This window comes from Ruegeria sp. D7 (assembly GCF_056534355.1).
Genome location: NZ_JBQFPG010000020.1, coordinates 38,806 through 59,650 on the forward strand (window position 1 = coordinate 38,806; position 20,845 = coordinate 59,650).

13 protein-coding genes and 1 pseudogene are annotated in these 20,845 nt (G+C 51.3%); 6 read left to right on the forward strand and 8 right to left on the reverse strand.

The window, feature by feature from the left end:
• Window positions 1–104: 104 nt before the first annotated feature.
• The 6 genes and pseudogenes from ACRZ9U_RS19965 to ACRZ9U_RS19990 form a co-directional block, all read right to left on the reverse strand.
• On the reverse strand, window positions 105–1,004 hold the full coding sequence (locus tag ACRZ9U_RS19965) for a hypothetical protein (protein WP_480902797.1): 900 nt from the start codon (window positions 1,002–1,004) through the stop codon (window positions 105–107).
• Between the two features lie 169 nt (window positions 1,005–1,173).
• Window positions 1,174–2,787, reverse strand: coding sequence for a mechanosensitive ion channel family protein (locus tag ACRZ9U_RS19970; protein WP_480902800.1), 1,614 nt, complete (start codon window positions 2,785–2,787; stop codon window positions 1,174–1,176).
• Window positions 2,784–4,106, reverse strand: coding sequence for a mechanosensitive ion channel family protein (locus ACRZ9U_RS19975; protein ID WP_480902803.1), 1,323 nt, complete (start codon window positions 4,104–4,106; stop codon window positions 2,784–2,786). The genes ACRZ9U_RS19970 and ACRZ9U_RS19975 overlap by 4 nt, the downstream gene beginning before the upstream one ends.
• A 1,921-nt stretch (window positions 4,107–6,027) precedes the next feature.
• The gene (locus ACRZ9U_RS19980) at window positions 6,028–6,558 is read right to left on the reverse strand and encodes a hypothetical protein (RefSeq protein WP_170402035.1); all 531 of its coding nucleotides are present in this window, start codon (window positions 6,556–6,558) and stop codon (window positions 6,028–6,030) included.
• Between the two features lie 628 nt (window positions 6,559–7,186).
• Window positions 7,187–7,396 (reverse strand): annotated as a pseudogene (locus tag ACRZ9U_RS19985) (IS6 family transposase); the annotation flags it as partial.
• A gap of 142 nt (window positions 7,397–7,538) precedes the next feature.
• Window positions 7,539–9,383, reverse strand: a complete 1,845-nt coding sequence (locus ACRZ9U_RS19990; RefSeq protein ID WP_480902806.1) for a DUF3604 domain-containing protein — start codon at window positions 9,381–9,383, stop codon at window positions 7,539–7,541.
• 303 nt (window positions 9,384–9,686) lie between these two features.
• On the opposite strand from ACRZ9U_RS19990, the gene ACRZ9U_RS19995 reads away from it, so the two are divergent.
• Complete coding sequence (locus ACRZ9U_RS19995) at window positions 9,687–11,174, forward strand: arylsulfatase (RefSeq protein WP_480902809.1); 1,488 nt, start codon at window positions 9,687–9,689, stop codon at window positions 11,172–11,174.
• 147 nt (window positions 11,175–11,321) lie between these two features.
• Here the strand turns inward: ACRZ9U_RS19995 and ACRZ9U_RS20000 are convergent, their stop codons facing one another.
• Window positions 11,322–11,942, reverse strand: coding sequence for a cysteine hydrolase family protein (locus ACRZ9U_RS20000; protein ID WP_170402043.1), 621 nt, complete (start codon window positions 11,940–11,942; stop codon window positions 11,322–11,324).
• A gap of 364 nt (window positions 11,943–12,306) precedes the next feature.
• Entirely contained in the window at window positions 12,307–13,656 is a 1,350-nt protein-coding gene (locus tag ACRZ9U_RS20005; protein WP_170402046.1) for a tetratricopeptide repeat protein, read from the reverse strand.
• Between the two features lie 93 nt (window positions 13,657–13,749).
• Here ACRZ9U_RS20005 and ACRZ9U_RS20010 point away from each other — a divergent pair, with 93 nt between their 5' ends.
• The 5 genes from ACRZ9U_RS20010 to ACRZ9U_RS20030 all read left to right on the forward strand — a co-directional run.
• Window positions 13,750–13,968, forward strand: coding sequence for a hypothetical protein (locus ACRZ9U_RS20010; RefSeq protein WP_170402049.1), 219 nt, complete (start codon window positions 13,750–13,752; stop codon window positions 13,966–13,968).
• 24 nt (window positions 13,969–13,992) lie between these two features.
• Complete coding sequence (gntH, locus tag ACRZ9U_RS20015; RefSeq protein ID WP_480902813.1) at window positions 13,993–15,459, forward strand: guanitoxin biosynthesis MBL fold metallo-hydrolase GntH; 1,467 nt, start codon at window positions 13,993–13,995, stop codon at window positions 15,457–15,459.
• A gap of 14 nt (window positions 15,460–15,473) precedes the next feature.
• Window positions 15,474–16,454 (forward strand): CobW family GTP-binding protein, encoded by a 981-nt coding sequence (locus ACRZ9U_RS20020; RefSeq protein ID WP_170402051.1) that lies wholly within the window; start codon window positions 15,474–15,476, stop codon window positions 16,452–16,454.
• Between the two features lie 392 nt (window positions 16,455–16,846).
• Window positions 16,847–17,956, forward strand: coding sequence for an HlyD family secretion protein (locus ACRZ9U_RS20025; protein ID WP_170402055.1), 1,110 nt, complete (start codon window positions 16,847–16,849; stop codon window positions 17,954–17,956).
• A 284-nt stretch (window positions 17,957–18,240) separates the two neighbouring features.
• The coding region (locus ACRZ9U_RS20030; RefSeq protein WP_480902817.1) for an AAA family ATPase at window positions 18,241–20,845 on the forward strand (2,605 nt) is incomplete at its 3' end.

Sequence of the window (20,845 nt, forward strand, 5' to 3'; positions counted from 1 at the left end):
TGGATTATTTGCGTTAAATGACCGCCATGCGGACAAAGCGGACGTTCGAACTCAGACGCAATAAAAACTCCGCGCACAATTGGCAAACAGGCTCAATGCTGTGATCAGAACCTGACCCTAAACGCCAGCCCAACCAATGGCGCTGTTTCATAGGTCTGACGACTAATTTCCGCTCCATTCGCATCATCTAGCGTCAGGCGGCCGTCAAATTCTGCGCCTGCAAATACGCTCAATGAAACTCCAGGATTTGGGTTGTATCCAACGGAAAGTACGACGGGGACACTCTTGTCTTCGCCCACCCCGTCCGGCGCGAGACCTTCCCCATCCAACCTGAATCGAATTCTCTCCGATCGTGCGGTTAAGGAAAGATCTATGGTCTCAGTCAACGTGTAGCTCAGGGTCAACCCGGGGCCTTGTGTCGCTCCAATCCCTGAGCCAGTGTTCAAGTTCCAGCGATCATTTAGGTCCCAATCGATCAGCAGGGCCGGAAAAAAATCTGTACCACCATCGTCAAATTGAGAGAACGCGCCAAAGGCCGGTCCTATCGTCAGGCGCTCGTTAAGTTGCCAAGCAATACCCGCGAAAACACCGTAGGTCCTACCATCAGATGCGGAAGCTCCAATTTGATAATCCCACCTGATCTGTGGTGACACAAAAACTGTTGCTGTATCGCTCGCACGAAATCGCATGGGAACAGCAACGCGCAAGTCACGGATGTTCTCCCATGGCTGATTGTTCGATTGACTAAAGCTATAATCCAGCTTGCCAAAGCTGGTTGAAAGCCCAATGGAGTTTCCTCCTTCCAGATTGTAAAGTGCGGTAGCGCGTAGAAATGCTCGGCTTGCAGAAAATTCGCCACCGTCACTCAAATCCGCGTCCCCTTGAAACGCAGCAAGCCCATCAACCTGATACGCCCAACCTAGCCGAGGCTGCGCGGCTGAAGGTAATGCTGCAAATCCTAGAGAAATAGCTCCAAAGCAGCACGTTAGAAAAAGGTTTTTCATATGGCATTTCCCACGTGACGCTGATTCCTTTTGGGTTGCCATTCCTGAACGAGCGTTTCAAGCCCCTAATGGTCTGCTCTGTGGACTGCGGAGACATGGCTACTCAATGACATATTTATACAATACGAAACTTAAGCACTGACACTGATAACCTATAGCTGAATGCAGTTTATTCAGCGTGATGGGCAAGCTTGCCGTCCCATTCTTCTGTCGAAACTTTGGGTTCCGGCGGGTCCGCAATGTACGACGGTGTCATTATCTGTGTTCCGTTTTCATTAAACACATCGACAATGTTTTCGCGCAAATCGGACAAAATCTTAGGCAAGCTCGATCCGCGCGAAGTGTATGCGTTGATCTCATAATTGATTGCGTAGTCAGCCAGCTGCGTCCAAAGCACAAAAGGTTCAGGGTTCTTTCTTAACCCTTGAGTACGATGAGCTGCCTCTATCAGCATCGCTTTGATTTTCTTTGGTGGCTCCTCGTATCCGATCCCTACTGTCGTGTGAACCAACAGCCCTCGACCATCCACTTTGCGCGAATAGTTTACGACTTCGGAGTTGAGCAGCTGTGCATTTGGAATGCTAATCATCTCGTTCTTTATCGACTTAATGAGTGTTTCCATCAGTTTGATCTCGGTTACATCCCCAATCTTGTCGCCAACCTGAATTCGATCACCGACATTGGTACTGCGTCTATAGATGACAAACAGACCGGCCATCATATTCGAGACGACTGTGTTCGACCCTAACGATACCATGATACCGGCAAGGATAGTCAGGCCTTGGAAGGCTCGAGAGTCAGATCCGGGAATATAAGGGTAGGCAAACACCAGCGCGATAACAATCAGCAAAGCCCTGCACAGCATTTTTGTTGGTGCAATCCAATGATCTTCAAAATCTTTCAGTTGGAACGCGCCGCTCTCGACGTTGTCGAAAAAAAGATCGAGGCCTCGAATTCCCAACCGTGTCACAGCTGCAATGATTGCGAGCATGATCAAGTTGGGGATATATTCAACAATTGCCAAAACGACGGTTACGAGCGGCTCGCTGACATACTTCAAGAGGATCTGGGCAATGCCCTGGGTCTCGGCAAAGGAGAGCAGCACCAATGAAAGGTAGTAGTAGAAAAAGAACAGAAACAGGACCCACATCAATATGTGTATTGAATAGACGATAATCGACGCGATTGCCCTGCTTCTCAAGAGCGATTTCGTGGCTTCTTCAACACCTTCAGCTCTCTTTTCCAAGATGTTTCTAAAGTAGTCTAATAACATTTGCCGTTTCGCAAAAAACGCATAAGAAGTGAGGGCAAAGACTGCTGTCCAAGCAAAGGCAGCCATCGCACTATCTACTCGGCCCTCATTGGACCGAGCATCTCGGTATTGAAGGATTGCAGTCTCAATCGCTTCGGACTGAAGCCCAGCTAGAACTTCAATAACCATTTGTTCGTGCTCAGCATCAGCTTGGGTGGTGATCGTAACCATCTGCCCGTCAACGCGTATCATTTTCCCAAATTCGGCGTCCGAAATCTCAAGCTGTACTGAAGCTTTCGTGGATGCATTGGCGACTTGAGCGATCCGCTCCTCAATTGTTCTCGCTCGTTCGGTTGCGGGCAGCGCACTTGAACCGCGAACCACGAACAATTCTTCGCCATCCACTATCACCGGCGCAATAAACTCGGGATCTTCTCTCTCTTCAGCTGGTGCGAGGATTTCTTCAGACTGAGCAAGCGCAACAGTGCAGGAAAATAGAAGAGGCAGTAACCATAGCGTAAGGGCCCTCATGATTTTGCTCCTTCTGCGGGAATAATATGCACATCGCGTTGCGGGAACGGTATAGATATGCCTTCTTTGTCAAACCGCTCTTTTGCTTGACCGGTCAGGTCCCAATAAACGGTCCAATAGTCATCAGACTTGGACCATGGACGGCAGAAGATGTTGACGGAGTTGTCTCCCAACTCACCCACGAAAATTTCAGGTTCTGGTGCCTTCAGACAAAGCTGGTGATGCGCAACCAAGTCTTTGAGCACTTCAATTGCTTGGGCAGCGTTGTCCGAATAGGCGATACCAAAGACCAGATCGACCCGACGTTCTTCGGATGCACTTACATTGGTAATGACATCCCCCCAAATCTTGCTGTTGGGAACTATAATAATCTGGTTGTCGAATGTTCTAATCTTGGTTGAAACCACCGACATCTCATCCACAAACCCAGATGAACCGCCCACTTGGATATAGTCGCCAGTGTCGAATGGCTTGAGGACCATGATCATCAGACCGCTTGCGAGGTTTCCCAGCGTTTCCTGCAATGCGAAACCTAGGATGAACGACAAACCACCGAGCACGGCAAAAAGCGGTGTGACGTTAACTCCGAACAAAGCTAAAACGACGAGTATACCAAGGACGAAAACGGCCCAGTATACGGCGGTGGCAATGAAGCGTTTCAGCATTCTGGAGATAGTTGGAATTTTGTTCAGACCCCGTTCAGTGACCCGGCGCACCATCCGAGCAATGAACATCATGGCCCAAACTGCCAACAAAACACCCAGACCGGCCATCAGCAGGCCTACGCCCCCATCCCACGAGAACAACCAGGCCCAAGCGTTCTGAAAAAGCGTTTGAAGGTCGGTAGTTTTTAGGGCTCCCGTTTTCAACGCGAGAATATAGTCAGAATGCGGTTCTAGATCTTCCGCCTTCGCGCCTTTCAGGGCCCATGCTTCGAGCACCAGACGATAGTTGTTGAGAGTTTCTGATCCAGAGTCGTTCAAAGAGGACAACTGAGACCGCAAGTTGTCTTCCCGAGCTCCGCTCGCCGACCGAAGTTGCAAGTTTACTTGCGCGACTTCTTCGAGCCGAGAGCGCACATAACTCTGCCAAGTACCAGCGACTTGGGAAAGCTCTTCCGCGGTTAGGGGAACAAGTAGGATCTCGAGATCATCAGCCGCAATCATCTCATCAACGACTGCTTTTATTAGATCGTCATTCTCGACTTCCACAGCCTCTTGGTCGGCCTCAGTCTCTTGCGCGCCGGCAGGAAAAGCACTCGCTAATGCCGTGAACCAAATGAATGACCAAATCTTCAACGTTCTCAGTGCTCGTCTCATCTGTCTGTCCCTTACTTCTTTAACGGTCGAAGAGAGCACACACAGACGCAACAAATCCAGACTTATGTTTATGTTTGAATATTTCCTTGTGACGAACCCCACGGATTTTTGGGTCGCCGTCGATATAGAGAATCTCTCAAATTCGCGGAACCACATATCTGCGAATGAAACAGAAATTTCCGCAAAAGGGTCATAGACTTGCCGTGCACGTAGAATTGGAAGCCTTTTCCATTAGACCCATTAAACCGAGAATAACGGCCTCCTGGCGACACCACTCACTTGCGTCTCCAGGAGGCGACCAGACAAGTCTGGCGAATGCGCGAGCAACAGAGGTAATACAAATTCGCCACGCATTCGAATACTTGAATCTAAAATACAACAAATCAAGTAATTTTACGCGCGCCAAAAAGTTTGCTCTCGCGTGCATGAGAAATTCTTGTTTATTCCAGCTTACACGCCCGCTTCAGAAAACGTGGCGGCGCTGTGCAGATGGCGGGTGACGAACTTTGACTGTAGCGAACAGAATTTGCGCTCATGCCAACTTGGTTGACGAACAGCGGCCAACCGCACATTCGACTTAGCCTGGCCAGTCCCATGGTCAGACTAAATCCCCGCGTTGCCCATCATCCCAGATAGAGGTGACGCGGGGAACTTTGATCCATCTTTCAATCAGTACCGTAACACCAAAACCCCAAGACTACCGCCCGCGTTGTTCACCTGGTTTCCCTCCGAACGATGCGGGTTTTTTTGGGGGATGGGGATATAATGAGTTTCCATTTTGCAGAGCGACCGACTGGACCTTCTACTTCTGATTTGGTCGATGGCGCACGTGTTGGCCTCATTACCACCTGCTCTTCAAACCATTCGAAAGGACGCAGCCATTCAATTTAGTTTGAAGATTCGCGTTTTCGGTTTTCCCTCATATCTTCATTCTGCAATATTATAATGGGATTGTTCCTATGAAAACGACAACTAAGACCCTTGTTGCCGCTGCCGTTCTTGCATGCGGAGCAACCGTAGGACATGCCAAGGACAAAAAAATATTCTGCCAAAAGACAACGCAGAGTTCGTAAACTATGGCGAGGAATCCGGCTGGAATATGTTTGTGGATTAGAGCCGAAATACTTGCCTGATCGAACGGGTGGATGAGAATACCAACGTTGTTCAAATGGGTCTGACCCCAGACAAAGATTTTGGCTACATGGGTGTTTTTACAAAGGCGGTTATCTCATTGCCAACAATCCCGACTTCGTCACAGACGTTATGGAGCGCGAAACCATGATTGTAATGCCACAGTCTATTTTTGCCTTCGAATTAAGCCTTGCTGGCACCAAGAAGGCAATTGAAGCGGCGCGTGAGTGCAATGCTTCTCTGACCAACTGATCGGTGTCGATACTTCAAGGCCGTCCACTTTGTGGGCGGCTTCGTTTGTGACTGCGCGAACCCTGTGTATCGAGGAAGCCTATAATCGATTTCAGGCTTCAATTTCGATCAACTCTGTTTTGTAACTTAGATAGTTTGTCCCTTTGTTCCAAAATAACTTTTTAGAGGCGCAAAAATACGTCCGCTTCGGGCTCGAAGGGGACATTCGTTGCAACTTGCTTGAACGCCTCCTTCGCGGAAAATTTTACTGAAGCGGGAAATGCGTCTTCTTGCTTCAGTTCGTACAAGTGTTGCTAATAACGCTTTTCTCCTAAGTGCGCGATACCCGAAGCCAGTAGTCGTCTTGCCTCGTAGAGTTCACGCTGACCAGACATTAGGTTTGGAGGCAGAGCACCTATCTTTTCAGAATGCCGGATTGATATCTCTAACCTATCAGCCGCTTCGATTGCGGCTTTTAGTGCAGCCTTGATGGCGGTGCTATCAGAAATGGGCAGGCGAGTTCCAGCCATTCCTCCGTTGTCTGTCCATGACCCTCTCTTCATTTTTGTTCCTCGCTTAGGCGGCCCCATTTTGGTAGCAGTGACTTATCAATTGCGGCGGTCGTTCTATCCGTACGTCGCATTTCCTCGACCTCCGCACGGAGTGCGGACAGTTCTTCAAGCCCTTTGAGCTGGGCGTGACGACCCAGGACATCCTGAAGAAGCCTTGCCTGTTGCAAGCTGATTTCGCCCCGCGATGCTGCAGTTGTGGTCCGCTCTGAAGCGACGAGGATATCTTCAATTGAGCTCAATTTGTTCCTGTCAGCCAATTGAACGAAGTCAGAGCGTGTAGGAGGCCGGACCCGATCAACGAGCCATTGGGCTACCGTTGGATTGCCGTTATCAAGCTCGTCGGAAATTACGTCAGTGGCGCGCCCGAGCATCTCTTCAAGCCGTTCGCCCGCAAGCCGTGCTGCGCGTGCTTTAATGCCATTTGCGCCCCGCGGTCGGCCGGTTGACTTTGGCGGTTTGTGCCCGGGCAGGAACTTGCCATCCGGGCCGCGTTTAGCTTGTTGCTCGTCATGGGGCATAGAACCGTCAATCTCGTCATTTATACGTCAATAATACTGACATAATAGCTTAACTTTGCGTTCTTGTCACTGTCTTGGGATTGACCCGTGGGTTACGGAGTTCGAGAGCGAGGTGTTCCGCTCCTTCAAGTGAAAAACCAAATCGGCTGTTGCATTCCCACAAAGAAATCAAGACGTGAGGATGCCTCCAAGGCCATCTGGCATAACATGCTCAACGCTCAATTCCTTAGTTACAAGACATGCAAACCACCTAGGATGCTCCCACTCAATTCTCAATTTCCATTCCTCAATGTTGAACGCACGTTGGCCAAGTTGTCTGGATGAAGGTGATAGCACCACGCGACATCAAGGTTTTGGACTGCCAAATTGGTTTCATTTGCCCAATTGACAGCAGTTGAAGTCAGGAGAATTCAGTAATATGTGGGGTTTTGTGTGTGGGCAAGATGTCCCAGCTGGCGGAAAACGCAGCGTTTTCAATGAGGGTATGGTGGCCCTAGGCTACACCAAAACCTAACAATACAACTAGATAGCAAGGGTTCTGTCGCATTTTTTTTGGATGACCGAGTATGAGTGAAATTGATGAGCAGTTTACCCTACCAGTTGGGCGAACTGCTGAAACGGGCGGAGTCCGGGCGTGAATTGACCTTTCATCCATGCGCCACGAACGGTCTGCTGGACGCTTTCTATACCGCGCTGTTTCGGCAATGAGGCCAGCATATCGACTGACCCAGCGGTTTAGCGTTGCATGATCCAGATCAACGCCACGTTCCGCCATGATTTCCTCCAGATCCCGGGAAACACCGTAGCGCAGGTAGAAGAAAACCGCATGCAAGATCACGTCTTTCGGAAAATGCGCGCCCTTAAATTAGATCGTCACGGCCTGCTCCTGTCATGTTCTAGTGCGCGCTACCAGAAATGCACACACCCTGACAGGTGAGGGCGAACTTTGCGACAGAACCGAAAAAATCGGTTTATTAATCTCACCCCCCGGGAGTATACCAAATTGGAGAAGTGTAAGCGCGTTCCTGTGTTGAGGTCGGCACTTCAGCAGGCAATTCGTCTCCGAACCGAACGGCATCGTAAATTGTCCACCTCGGTGTGGGAATTTCCAGGACGCGGGCGTAGTAGAAAGCCCGCACAGAAGGATCGAATTCAGGGTCCGTCCAAACAGTGATCAGTTCCGGGGATCCTATCGAATTGGTAAACGTACCCGTTACAACATCCACGGTATTCCCCACCGCCGGTAGGTTGCCGTCCGCATCAGGTTCGCGGTCTCCCGACCATGCCACGTCATAAACCCGCTCTTCAGTGTCGCCGTTGGCATTTAACCAGCCTTTCACAATCTGAATACGGTCGAGATTGCCGGAAAACGGGTCTTTCAGGGCAGCAACCAGGAATGTCGGGGCGTCCGCGCCTTCTGTAGCGGTTGCGAGGTCCCCACCCATCGGAACGCCTTTTTCATATCCGACGTCGGCGGGCAAACGAGATTTTGCATCAGCTTCAGTAAAGTCCCAGCCACCAAAGAAGCGAACCGCGATGCGACTACCAGTCGTCCCATATACTTCTTTCCTCTCCATGGCATCGAATATCGCTTCGCGCGTGTTATCTTCTGCCCAGACTGCAGCATAACCTGAGGCTGCCATTTCCCATCCAAGAATCCTTGTCGTATCGAACTCGCCAACGACATGCTGCCAACGGCTAGGTTCCGGTTCGACACCGGAGTGTTTGCCAAAGAAATTGTCTTCTTCCGCCGTTGCCAAAGCCGTATGGCTGTCGGTCGAGCCCACTACTCCGAACTTGTATGGATTGGTGCCGAGTTGAGCCTCTAGTTTAAGACCATTCTTCAAAGCCTCACGCGCGTATTCGTACTGAAGCATCCAGTCTTCTTTGGGTGTCGGACCCAGGTTTGACTTATCCCAGGTTTCATAGTCCGCGAACTCATCATTCGGGCTGAGAAACGGGTGGGTTTCTCCATCGCCCTTGATCTGGGTGATCTCATACATCGGCTCCCACTTGGCACGCCGCTCTGCGTAATCTTCTGTCAAAGGTTCACCCGTTTCAGGGTTGGTCTCGACAGGAAACATCAGGCCATTGGAGACGTTACCGTTGTGGGCAAGGGCCAGTACACGACCGCCAGTCTCTAGTTCATAAGTTTCCATCCAGTCCCATAGCCGTTCTGGATTAAAGGTTTCAGCGGTTGTGAAGGGCAGCATTTGCCGCGCGCGAATGGCATCATCCCGGTAGATCACATTGCGGTGGAGGTTGTTGCCAGCTTCGGTGGACGTCCACTCGTATCCGATGAACGCAGTGAATGTGCCGGGGGCGTTGTGATGATCTGCAGTTTGCGTGAACTCGTCCCATACGGATTGTACGAACCTGCGATCTGAAACAGCCTCGGGAAGAGCGTCTCCGGTGATGCCCGCAAAGGTTTCAATAACTTCCATTGTTGCACCAAGCGCAACGTCTCCACCAGCGTTGAGGCGCTCGTTCCAGTCTCGAAGCGTTGGGTCTCGCATCAGAGTGGAGTTCCCTGCTACGATTTCATTCATGGCGCCCATGGCATCAGAGTGATCGGAAACGACTAGCCAGTCGAGCGGGCGCGACAACTGCACACGGAGGCCATGCGAGGTGGTGACTTCCTCACCACGTGCAAACCTATAGGCATCGTCGGGGCTCAGAATGACGCCAAATCCCCGCGCATCGAGCGAATTTGACGTGTGCAGGTGAGTGTCACCCCACAGAGGTCGTGTAGGAAAGTTTCGACCTGCATAAGGTGAGAAATCAGCAGGCGCGGGTTCACGCATATCATCAACTGATATGGTCATCTCTCCAACTTGCCCACCTTGAGCGGCCTCTTGAGCATGTGAAGAGCTTGTTATGAATGCTGCGGAAACTATTGCTGTTGATGTCGTCAGAAAAAACTTCATTTGAACCTCCCAGCCGAGCTGAATGCTAGCCCATGGCAACATCTGAGCTGGCTGTTCGTCAAGGAAAACAACAGTTTTTCTTAGTTTTGCACAAGGACCCCGGGGGAAGTTCGACCAAAATCGGACCGCAGCTTCGCCCAATTCTTTAACGCTCAGCCGTTGTGAGAAAATACCGCAACGAGTGGGTGTTCTTGACGACTTGTGGCCTGGATCGTCAGACTTGAACCTGTGATCTTGATTGGAGGCGTTGTTATGAAATGGTTGTCGCGAACATTCCTACTGGCCTTATCCCTTCAATTTGCCACGGGAGCTTCAGCTCAAGATAAACCAAACATCGTATTCATATTTCTAGATAATTTTGGTTGGGGTGAACCCGGGTTCAATGGAGGTGGCATAATCCGAGGTACAGCGACCCCCGAGATGGATGCCCTCGCTGCGGAGGGACTGCGACTCACGAACTTCAACGTGGAAAGCCAGTGCACGCCGTCCCGCGCAGCGACCATGACGGGACGATATGGCATCCGGAGCGGCAACCACACGGTCCCACTAGGCGGCGGTGTCTACGGCCTAACTCAGTGGGAATTCACGATGGCCGAGATGCTAAAGGATGTGGGATACAACACGGCCATGTACGGCAAGTGGCACCTTGGCTGGACCGAAGGACGATATCCAACGAATCAAGGATTCGACGAATTTTTCGGAGTTGAGACCACTGACGTTACAGTCTGGCGCACGCTTCCGGGATTTGCTGAAGCCAACTTGGAAGAGCCTGTTGTGATGCAGGGTGTTGCAGGTGAGCCAGCAACCATCGCGCGGGACTACGATCTCGACTATCGCGGCGAGATAGACGGCGACCTGACGAAAAAGGCTATCGAGTTTATCAAAGCGAAGAGTGCCGAAGAAGCGCCGTTTTTTATCTATCTTGCCTATACTCAGACTCACTATCCAAATATCGCGTCCGAGGAATTTGATGGCGCCACCGGTAATGGTGTTTGGGCCGATATTCTGCTTCAAACGGATACCTATGTCGGGCGCATCGTTGATGCGATCGAGGCGGCAGGTGTTTCCGACGACACTGTGGTGATATTTACTGCTGACAATGGCCCCGAAGCTCTTCCGGTTGGAAACGCAAATGTCTCGCCCGTGCCAGCGGTACATGGCACCGCCGGGCCCTGGCGTGGCACTCTGTTCACCAGCCTCGAAGGAAGCATGCGGGTGCCTTTTGCGATCAAGTGGCCGGGTAAGATTCCCGCGGGTTCAGCAAGCAACGATGTTGTCCATTCGATGGACCTCTATCCGACACTTGCGGCATTTGCAGGCGGCAAGGTGCCTGATGACAGGGCCTTTGATGGTATCGACCAGTCGAAGTTCTTTCTTGGTGTCCAGCCAAATTCAAACCGAGAAGGCGTGATCGTTTACATGGGAGAGCAAATATTCGGCGTAAAATGGAAGGATTGGAAAGTTCTTTTCAAAGAGAATACGACGGCTTTTGGTGCAACGGAGTCTTTCGACACACCAAGGGTCTACAATCTATTGAACGATCCACACGAGCGCGAAAGTGTACTTTTCCCTTACACGTGGGCGGTCGAAAAGGCGCTTCCGCAGCTGCAAGAGCACATCGCTACCTTCGAGGAATACCCTCCGATTCCACCGGGAACGTCCGATCCCTACGAACCACCCAAAAACTGAGCAGCTGGTTGCTACGCAAACCGGCCCTCTCGAAATTCTTCCGAGCGGCTTCACCAAGCTCAACCCTACCAACTTCCCAACGTATGACGAATGGTCAGATCGGGTTTAGTTTCTAACAATTTTGCTGTTAAAAAGCTCAATGGCAAGTTAGAGCAACGAGATTGACTTGATCACTGTTTCACGGTTCTGAACAGCGCCGGTTTGCAAATATTCCATTGCACTTAGTGCAGCTTCATGGGCTTGGATGGATGACCCGCTGACGCAATCCTCTACAACGCGGCAGAAGTAATCTGATTGGTGGCCATCTACGAGCGTGTAGTGCACACAGACATCAGTCAGCTCTCCGCATAGTATCAGAGTATCCACCTTCAGGCCGCGCAATAGAATTTCGAAGTCGGTTCCAAAAAACGCAGAATAACGTTTTTTCGGAACCAGATAGTCGCCGACGCGATATCCCAATTCTTCTTCGGCAACTTCCGTCCGCGGATCGCCTTCGAGACAGTGTATGTCCTCATCGCCATCCAGCTCCCTACCAAAGTCGATGTGATCGGAACGAGGCACCTCCTGAATGAAGATGACGGGCACCTTGTACTCTTGCGCTGCGTCTACCAGATCGCGCGCTGCGGTCATGCGTTCCCTGTAGCCGGGCATATTATCAATCGAGCGCACTTCGCGATCATCAATGAATGTGCTCTTTTGAATGTCGATCACGATCAGTGCGGGTCTACCTTCGATCCGTTTCTTTGCATGCTTGTTTTGGGTTGTCATCTTCGACCTCGGTTGTATCAGGTCGTCCTGACGAAACGCTGTCTAATGGCCGGGTCGTGCCGGTTGGCAGATAAATTTTGATTAGATGTGCTATTGCGCGTCGTCAAGGATGAGAGCAGCTTGATCGCAGAATGAAACAAGGACGTTTGCGCCCAAAGCGGTAATGTCGGCTTTGTCCGCATGGCAGGCACTAAGCCGTTAGAACTGCGTCAATGTCCTTCTGAATATGTCAGATGACTGTTCTTAGCCCAAAGCGGACCCACCCTTTGGAAACAGATAACATTTCCGTGGCATGAACTAGGGACGCGTTGAAAATCGACTGCGCAAGAAAATGTAACTTTGGTTGGAGGCGCTAACCAGGACATTACCCGGGCGGATATCTACTCAATGTCTCTTGTATCATATTTCGCGTATTGACGTCGTTGTGGAAAATCCTATCGGCGAGAAACTCGGACGGAAACTCAGGCCATGTCCTGCGCATTTCAGCAACGAGCCGTCGTGCTTCTTCTGAATTTCCCAACTGATCGTGCGCAACGGCTTGGAACAAGAGCGAAGGAGCACTGACTGGCGCTCCAGCAGCTGGCGCTCCCTGAAAGGCTTCAACAACATTTTCGTAGTTCCCGAGCATAAGTTGCGAGACGCCCCAGATGTTTCTCGCACCAAACCTCCCGGATCCTGATTTGGGTCTCTCCGGGTTGCTAACCTCGGCAGCAAATTCCGGGGCGTTAGCCAAGATGGCGGAGATACCTGCAAGATCGAGAATATGGCCATCATTCGGCGCCAGTTCGACCGACATCCTTGCGTATTTCAATGCCTCGTTAGGCTGGCCTTTGACAGCCAGCACCCAACCGTTTGCGCTGTTTGCCCAGGCGTCGGCCGGGGACAATTGAAGCGCTTTTTCAGACATTTCTGAAGCTTGATTGGAGAAATCATCCCTTTGTGATTCATCCGGCGTCAACACCGCCAGGATCGCCAGGACCTGCGCTGATCCGGCATAGCCGTCGGACAGAGCCGGGTCGAGTTCCATCGCGTGCTGGAACATTCCCAGTGCTATCTGCTGACGTTTGACATCAAAAACGGGAAAAAACATGCCTCGGGCTTGGTCTGCAATGTTGGCCGCCTGGAGTCTCGTCAATGATTGTTCACCAAGCGCCACACGTTCTGCTTTCTCGATGGATCGAGTTGTCGGCACAACCTCCCTGTTATCCTGGCTCATCCAGATGCCAAGCACAGCGACTAATGCAACAACACCTAGTCCAGCAGGCAGCAGTTGCCGCGAACGCCAACGGCCAACTGGATTGTCGCTCTTCAGTTCACTTGATGTACGGTCTTCGATTGTAGAATCGTATGAAAACCGCGGCTTGTATCCGCCGGGATCAACAAAAATGCGAACTCCGTTGCCGTCCCAGTGATCTTCGTAGAACTGATGTAAAAGACGACGCAGTCGCCTAGCCTCAACGCGAACCAGATTTTGACCACCAGTACCATCTATGCGCCGCCCATAGACCTCAACAGCGATAGCTTTGCCTCTAATCTGAGCGCTTCGACCAGATAGAGTTTCCTCGACTATATAGGTGAGAAACTGCGTGAGTCGGGGTGAAGCTTGAAATCCGTCGCTTGATACAATTCGACTCAGAGCTTCCCGGATGAGTTCCGGAGAAGGTTGGCCAACTTGTTGATTTATTGGCAAATCGTTTGATTTGTTCAATGTCAACTCACCCCCAACTCACGGTGACTCACTTGGCCTTTGCGGTCAACCGCACTCATCTTGATTTGAGAATAGATAGTGGGCGTCGGGATTTTTCCAGTGACGGTGAACCTGATTGAAGAAATTCCGGAACTTTCCGATGTGCTGTCGGGGCGCATCGAAACGGATGCACTACTCGGCGAGGTCATCAAGGACCTGAAGAAAGCATCTGCGTTTTCGAAAGACGCATCGATCACGGCCTCAGAGCGCGCCGAATGGGCCCACATCAAATCTGAACTCATCAACGAGCTTCGCCGGATGTTGAAGCGCAACCTGTGAGATACTCTAACTGAGGACCAATCCATGACCAAGGAAGACAATAGAAAAGACCAGGACGACAAACAGGTTCAGGCGTCAGATCAAATTGAAGACCCGTCGCGGCGGAGTGTTCTAAAGGGCTTGGCCACTGGAGCGGCTGCCACAGGGGCGGCTGGGTTTGCGGCAGGAACTGCCGAGGCCCACGAAGGAGACGGCCCTCTAGGAGAAACACTCAAGAACCCATATGGTGGTCGTCCCGCAGGTGGCATATCATTGCCGGAGTACTTCCGTCCTACGAAGTACATGACCGGTTCAAATGCGAACTATTTTCCGCTTAGTGAGGAGTTGGGGCCAGATGAGATGCGCATCTCATTCTGCGGCTCAACACCATATCCGCCGCGCGAAGATCAGGCGGGTACTTGTATCATGGTGGAGTTGGGGAATGGAAAACGGTTCTTCTTCGACTTTGGGTCCGGTTGTGTCCGCAACATCATTGCGATGCAAGTGCCTGGGCAGTTGATCAACGACATCTTCATCTCTCACCTGCATGTCGACCACTATGCCGACATTCCGTATATTTACCCCTTCCGGGCCTGGTCGGGTGGCTACACGCCACTACGCATCCATGGGCCGTCAGGTCGAACGCCCGAGCTTGGCACAGCTGGAATGGTCAAAGGCATGCAACAGATGCTCAAATGGCATCTGGAGGCCTTTGATGTTTTCCCGATTGGGGACGGCTACGAGATCGAAGTCAATGAATTCGATTTCCGCCAGGAAGGTGGTATTGTTTATGACGAAGACGGTGTGACTGTTCGGTCTTGGCCGCGAAGTCATGCCAAGGACGGTGCGGTTGGTTATCGGCTCGATTGGAATGGTCTGAGCTTTGTTTGGACCGGCGATGGTCGCCCAGATGAGCTTTCACGAAAATACGGCGAAGGCGTTGATGTCTTTGTAACCGAAATGTCGGGGCAGGATATTGGTCAGTTGATGACCTACAAATACGGTATCCCACAAGATCTCTTTAACTACACTATCGATACGCATCACACCTCCCACTATGCCGTGGGTAAGCTCTTTGCTGACACAAGGCCGCGTTTGGGAATGGTGACACACTATACCCAGGATGAAGACATCGACGCTGAAATGCTGGCTGGTATTCGCGCCCACTATGACGGTCTGTTCCAATGGGGTCTCGATGTAGCCGTTGTGAACGTGACCAAGGATGCAATCTGGTACAGGAAAGCTGCACTGCCCGGAAAATCCGGTACAGTGCCACCATTTCGTGAACTGGCTGCGGCGGCCGAAGCCGGGCGTATTGAGCTTCCGGATGAAATCACATTACCGAACCCAAGACTCACCCGCGCAGACCAGCAAGACCAGAAGTACCGAGATATGGAGATCGATCCACGCGAATACTACCCAACTGACGTTTTCCGAGCACCCGGCGGGGACTGGCCGCAAGACTTTACCATCAGAGTTTCGGATGTAATCGGCTCGCGTGATGAAGACTGAGAGGAGATCGAACAATGATTGAATTTGGTTCGACTTCTGCGATCCCTGTTACGATCCTTACCGGCTTTCTTGGAGCCGGTAAGACGACACTTTTGAACCGGATCCTTACCGGTAATCACGGATTGCGAGTGGCAGTTCTGGTGAATGACTTTGGATCAATAAACGTAGACGCCGACTTGGTGGTTGGCCTCGAAGATGATGTGATGAGCTTGGCTAATGGGTGCGTTTGCTGCTCGATACGAGATGATTTGATCGAAACGGTAGAAGCTGTTCTCGCTCGGCCTGAGAAACCAGAATACATCGTCCTTGAAGCAAGCGGAGTGTCGGATCCATCGTCAATCGCGATGACGTTTACGGATCAACGGTTCCGGGACATGATCCGCTTGGACAGCCTAATGTGTCTTGTCGATGCGGAACAGCTATTTGCTGCGCCAGAACAAATGGAACTGAAGCTTCGTCAAATTGCGTTCTCGGACATGGTCATTTTGAACAAGGTTGATCTTGTCGACAGGGCCACAGTTCAGAAGGTGCACGACTGGCTTGGCTCTCGCTTCCGTCGCTATCGTCTTGTCGAAGCTGTAAACGCAGACGTCCCTCTGGACATACTTCTTTCAGTCGGTCGCTTTGCCGCCGAACAGCTCGAAACAGAAATACCCGATCATCACGAACATGGGCCAGATTGTGGTTGCCACCACTCTGATCACTCAGACAGCTTCTCAACAACTATGATGAAAGCTGAACGCCCAATAAGCCTGTCTTCCCTCCGGAGTGCAATTCGGAAGCTTCCGGGCGACGTTTATCGCCTCAAGGGTTTTGTTTTCAGCGAGGAGGATCCAGATCATCGCATTCTTGTTCAGGTGGTTGGAAAACGAATGGACATCGCACGGGATGGTGCTTGGGGTGACCGCAAACCCGAAACAAGGCTTGTCGCAATAGGCGCACCGGGGGCGCTCTCCGAGGATGTGCTTTCGGACACGCTTATGGAGACAGTCTGAAAGCCAGTTTCGACCAAGTATTTTGGCTATAAGTCAACCATGTTGGATAATTTCATCCAGTTCGGCGGGGGACGATGAGTAAGTGGACCGTTCCCCAACTTATGCCACCGGATCTTTTGGACAGGCTTAGCTTCAGGGAGCGGAAAAATCACAATTTAGCAGCAAAAATAAGCACCTACCTTGTTTTCATCGCGGTCACTAAAACTATTTCCTAGAATAAGTGGACTGAGCTGGACGAGAACTTTCAGAATTGCCTGAACGAGGCGGTTTCCTGGAAGGCTGTTGGCATCGGGAGAACGGCGATATGTTTCGAGACATCCATGCCTTATAGTTCGAGTTTTTTGGCGTTTGTAAGCGCGATAGGGAACTTGCGCTGTTTCGGAGGTTAATTGATGCTCATCGTCTTATGTCTTTACTTCGGCTTGATTTGGTTGGTGTTTTCCAAGCTTAAATGGCTCCCGTGGAACCGGTTTTGGAAAACGGTTATCTACGCTGGCGCAGCAGCGATTGCTCTTGTAGTAATAGGAGCTCTTAATCACACGACACCCACTGGTCCAGTTTCAGTTCAAGGGATTGAGACAAACATTACACCTAATGTATCGGGAACAGTTGTCGAGGTAGCTGTTGAGGCCAATCAATCGGTTAGCAAAGGCGATCTACTCTTCAAAATTGACCCTGACGTATTTGCCTCTGAAGTATCACGCCTTGAGGCTTCTCTAGAAACGGCGAAGTCTTCTGCAGACCAATTGGTGACTGACCTCGCCGCAGCCGAGGCAGAAATCGAGTCTTTGAATGTCCAGCTTCTCTTCGGACAGAAGAGGCGCGATGATATCCTTCAGTTAGAAGAACGAGGCGCATCGACAACTTTTCAACTTCAAGAAGCCGTGGCAACGATTGATCAACTAACCGCTAGTATCCGAGCAGCTCAAGCGCGCAAGAAGGGACTAGAGCGTCGAATTGCTGCTACTATAGATGGTCGAGACGCCGCAATTGTCGAAGCTGAAATGGCGTTGGAACAAGCCAAATGGAGTCTTGAAGAGACAGAGGTTCATTCACCAGGAAATGGTGTCGTTTCTGCTGTTACGCTACGGCCTGGAAACCGCGCCACCACTTTTCAAGGTGCGATAACCTTCATTGATCCATTGGATTTCGCCATTGTAGCCTCCCTCCCGCAATCCAGTCGTCAAAATGTGAATATCGGAGACGAAATCAGGTTGGCGCTGCGTACGCAGCCGGGCACGGAGCTCTCTGGCACCATTGTTGCTTTGCCGGTCGGCTCCGCCGAAGGGACACTGGATCTGCGTTCAGGCCTTCCTTCAATACGAGAGCTAACCGGTATTTCAAGCTACCCGGTACTGATCGAATTATCTGACAGTTCCGATTTCGAAGCTCTACCATTTGGTACATCTGGAACAGCGTTGGTAGTGACTGAAAAAGCAGGTGCAATTGGGGTTCTTGCCGAAATCCTATTCTGGGTATCTAAACACCTGAATTATTTGTGACTGGTAATAGGTGTCATGCTGCAACGAATGGCAGAAATGTCCGCAAAGTAGACGTTTACGCAAGTTGCCGCGATCGAATGCAATGCGGACAGAATTGCCTTTTGCGGCAACGCAGCAAATGCACGCTGTGGGAGAACTAGGCGCAAGAACCCACTGAGTCCCGCCAAGGTTCGATAACCAAGTGTCATTTCTGTCAAAGGCAATGCGGACGTTTTGTCGCCAAAAACCGTCTGTGTTTACAGCGTTTTCTTGATTAACGCCCCGTATCTCAGCATGATCCCATTATGGTAGTTGAAATCCACAAATGGCTGAAAGATCTCGAACTGGATCAATACGCCGACGCTTTTGCCCAGAATGATATCGACGAGCGTGTCCTGCCATTGCTATCAAACGAAGACCTTAAAGAACTTGGGGTTAGTCTGGGTCACCGAAAAATCATCCTGGAAGCGGTTCAGGACTTGATTAGCCAAAAGCGACAGTATCATCCACCAAAATCCATAGACGCTGATGAAGACGAAGTCGGTCGCCCCCCCATTTCCAATGGGTCGCAAGACGAGGCAACATCCGCGAGGAAGCCTGCTTCATTGGGGATTGCAGAAAGGCGTCACTTAACAGTTTTGTTTGCGGACCTCGTCGCCTCGACGGAGTTGACTAATCGGTTTGACCCCGAAGACATGCGCGAGCTGCTGCGGAGATACCAGGATGCGGTTGCAGGAGCAGTTAGCAGGTACGGCGGCTACGTCTCGAAATTTTTGGGTGACGGCCTTTTGGTGTTTTTCGGCTGGCCGACAGCCTATGAAGATCATGCAGTTCGCGCCGTAAAGGCTGGTCTTGAAGCCGTTCGGCGGGTCAGAGAGCTTAAAACACCTGACGGTGAGCGTTTGTCAGCCAGGTTTGGCATCGCGAGTGGCGACGTGGTAGTTGGCGATACGATCGGTGAAAACACCTACGAAGAAGGAGCGATGACGGGTCCGATCGTCAATCTGGCAGCACGGCTTCAGGAGCACGCAGAACCAAACTCGGTTGTATTGTCTGCTGAGGAAACCGAAGAAACTTTGCATCGGCTATTTGAGTTGGCGCCTCGTGCATTAACTAGATTGAAAGGCTTCAAAGAGCCGCGGAACCTTTTGACTGTCGTATCAGAACACAGCGCGGAAAGCCGATTTCGAGCGTCCTACAGGGACGAAATCGGCAGCGTTATGATTGGCCGCGACTACGAAAAAGGTATCCTTTTGCAATCATGGCTGCGTGCTCAGAATAGTCAGGGCGAAGTTGTTCTGCTTGCCGGTGAAGCTGGGATCGGTAAATCGCGATTGGCGGAAGAATTTCTCGCTAACGCTGTAGCGACTAGCGAAGCTGATATTATCAGGCTGAACTGCTCTCCTTACCTTACCAGCAGCCCGTTCCACCCTGTCGCCCAGAGGATTTCTCAGGACGCTGGTGTGGGGACAGATTTTGATGACGATCAAATTCTCGATCTTGTAAAAAAAATGTTGGAAAGCCGGGAAGGCTTGGACTGGGAACAGGTTCTACCCGTCTTTGCCGCGCTGGTTGCGCCCCACAGTGCTCTTGCCCGAAGCGTACTCGATATGTCACCGCAGGAGCAACGTGACCTCACGATTCAGACTTTGATCCAAACGGTTCAGGTACGCTCAAGAACGCGCCCTGTTATTCTTTGCGTTGAGGACGCCCATTGGATTGATCCTTCCACCCAAGCCCTTTTGGATCGCTTCAAAGCAATTTGTGCAGATCTGCCCTTAATGATTTTGATCACCCATAGGCCCGGCTGGGAACTTGTCCGTGATGATGGGGAAGCGCACGTACATACGCTCCAGCTGCGTCGGTTTGATACAACCCATGTCTCGAACTTGGTGCGCAATGTTATCGGAAAAGTACCCGACGATGCACTGATCGCCACAATTATTGAGAAGACGGACGGTGTGCCGTTGTTCGTAGAGGAGCTGGCCCGAGCGATTGTTGAGGCGGGCGAACACAGGCAAGTTCACATACCTTCGTCTTTGAAAGGCACATTGATGGCACGTCTTGACGCGGTCTCGCCAGAGGCCAAACAGGTCGCGTTAACAGGTGCCGTCATTGGGAGGGAGTTCGAGCCTGGTCTGCTGGCATCCGCAATAGGTCTTGCCAGTGCGGAGACTCAGTCTCGTATAGAAGAGCTGTCCCGAACGGGTTTGATCTTTGAAAGCGGGCACAATCGAGGGCATTTCGTTTTCCGTCATGCCCTTATTCGGGACACCGCCTATCAATCCATGTTAGGCTCCACCCGCCGACAACAACATGCAAACGTGGCTCGTGCTTTGATGCAGTTGCGTTCAGCAGAGATTGAACGTCGACCCGAGCTGGTTGCCCGCCATCTTTCAGAGGCCGAAGAATGGCGTGCTGCGTTCGACAAATGGCAGACGGCGACCGAAATGGCATTGGCGCGATCCGCTAGCCAAGAGGCGATGGTCAACGCTAAAGAAACGCTCAAAGCTGCCGAAAATCTTGGGGACGATAACAGTGTCGAAACGATTAAAGCCAAAATCCTGATTGGTCGAAGCCACGACAGCCTGGGTCAGTTGCCGGAGGGGATAGCGGCCTTGAAAGAAGCCTCGGACGCCGCCCGTGGAATACGCCATGTAGCGCTCGCCGCTGATGCCGCGAACCATTTTGCGGACTCGTGCATGATGTCGAGTAAGAGACATAGCGAGGCTATTGAGCTTTGTAATAGAGCTCTGGACGACCTTGCCGACCATGATGAAGTTAGGCAGTGCAGATTAATGAGCCAACTTGCACGGGCACATATGTTTGTCGGCCAGTTTTCTGAAGGCGCACGCTTTGGCCAGCAATCAATGGAACCGGCCGCGAAACTGCGGGACTATAAATCCCAGC

Bases quoted from the DNA above. Each gene is read 5' to 3' on its own strand.
- ACRZ9U_RS19965 (WP_480902797.1), bottom strand. From the start codon at position 1,004: ATGAAAAACCTTTTTCTAACGTGCTGCTTTGGAGCTATTTCTCTAGGA.
- ACRZ9U_RS19970 (WP_480902800.1), bottom strand. From the start codon at position 2,787: ATGAGGGCCCTTACGCTATGGTTACTGCCTCTTCTATTTTCCTGCACT.
- ACRZ9U_RS19975 (WP_480902803.1), bottom strand. From the start codon at position 4,106: ATGAGACGAGCACTGAGAACGTTGAAGATTTGGTCATTCATTTGGTTC.
- ACRZ9U_RS19980 (WP_170402035.1), bottom strand. From the start codon at position 6,558: ATGCCCCATGACGAGCAACAAGCTAAACGCGGCCCGGATGGCAAGTTC.
- ACRZ9U_RS19990 (WP_480902806.1), bottom strand. From the start codon at position 9,383: ATGACCATATCAGTTGATGATATGCGTGAACCCGCGCCTGCTGATTTC.
- ACRZ9U_RS20000 (WP_170402043.1), bottom strand. From the start codon at position 11,942: ATGACAACCCAAAACAAGCATGCAAAGAAACGGATCGAAGGTAGACCC.
- gntH (WP_480902813.1), top strand. From the start codon at position 13,993: ATGACCAAGGAAGACAATAGAAAAGACCAGGACGACAAACAGGTTCAG.
- ACRZ9U_RS20020 (WP_170402051.1), top strand. From the start codon at position 15,474: ATGATTGAATTTGGTTCGACTTCTGCGATCCCTGTTACGATCCTTACC.
- ACRZ9U_RS20025 (WP_170402055.1), top strand. From the start codon at position 16,847: ATGCTCATCGTCTTATGTCTTTACTTCGGCTTGATTTGGTTGGTGTTT.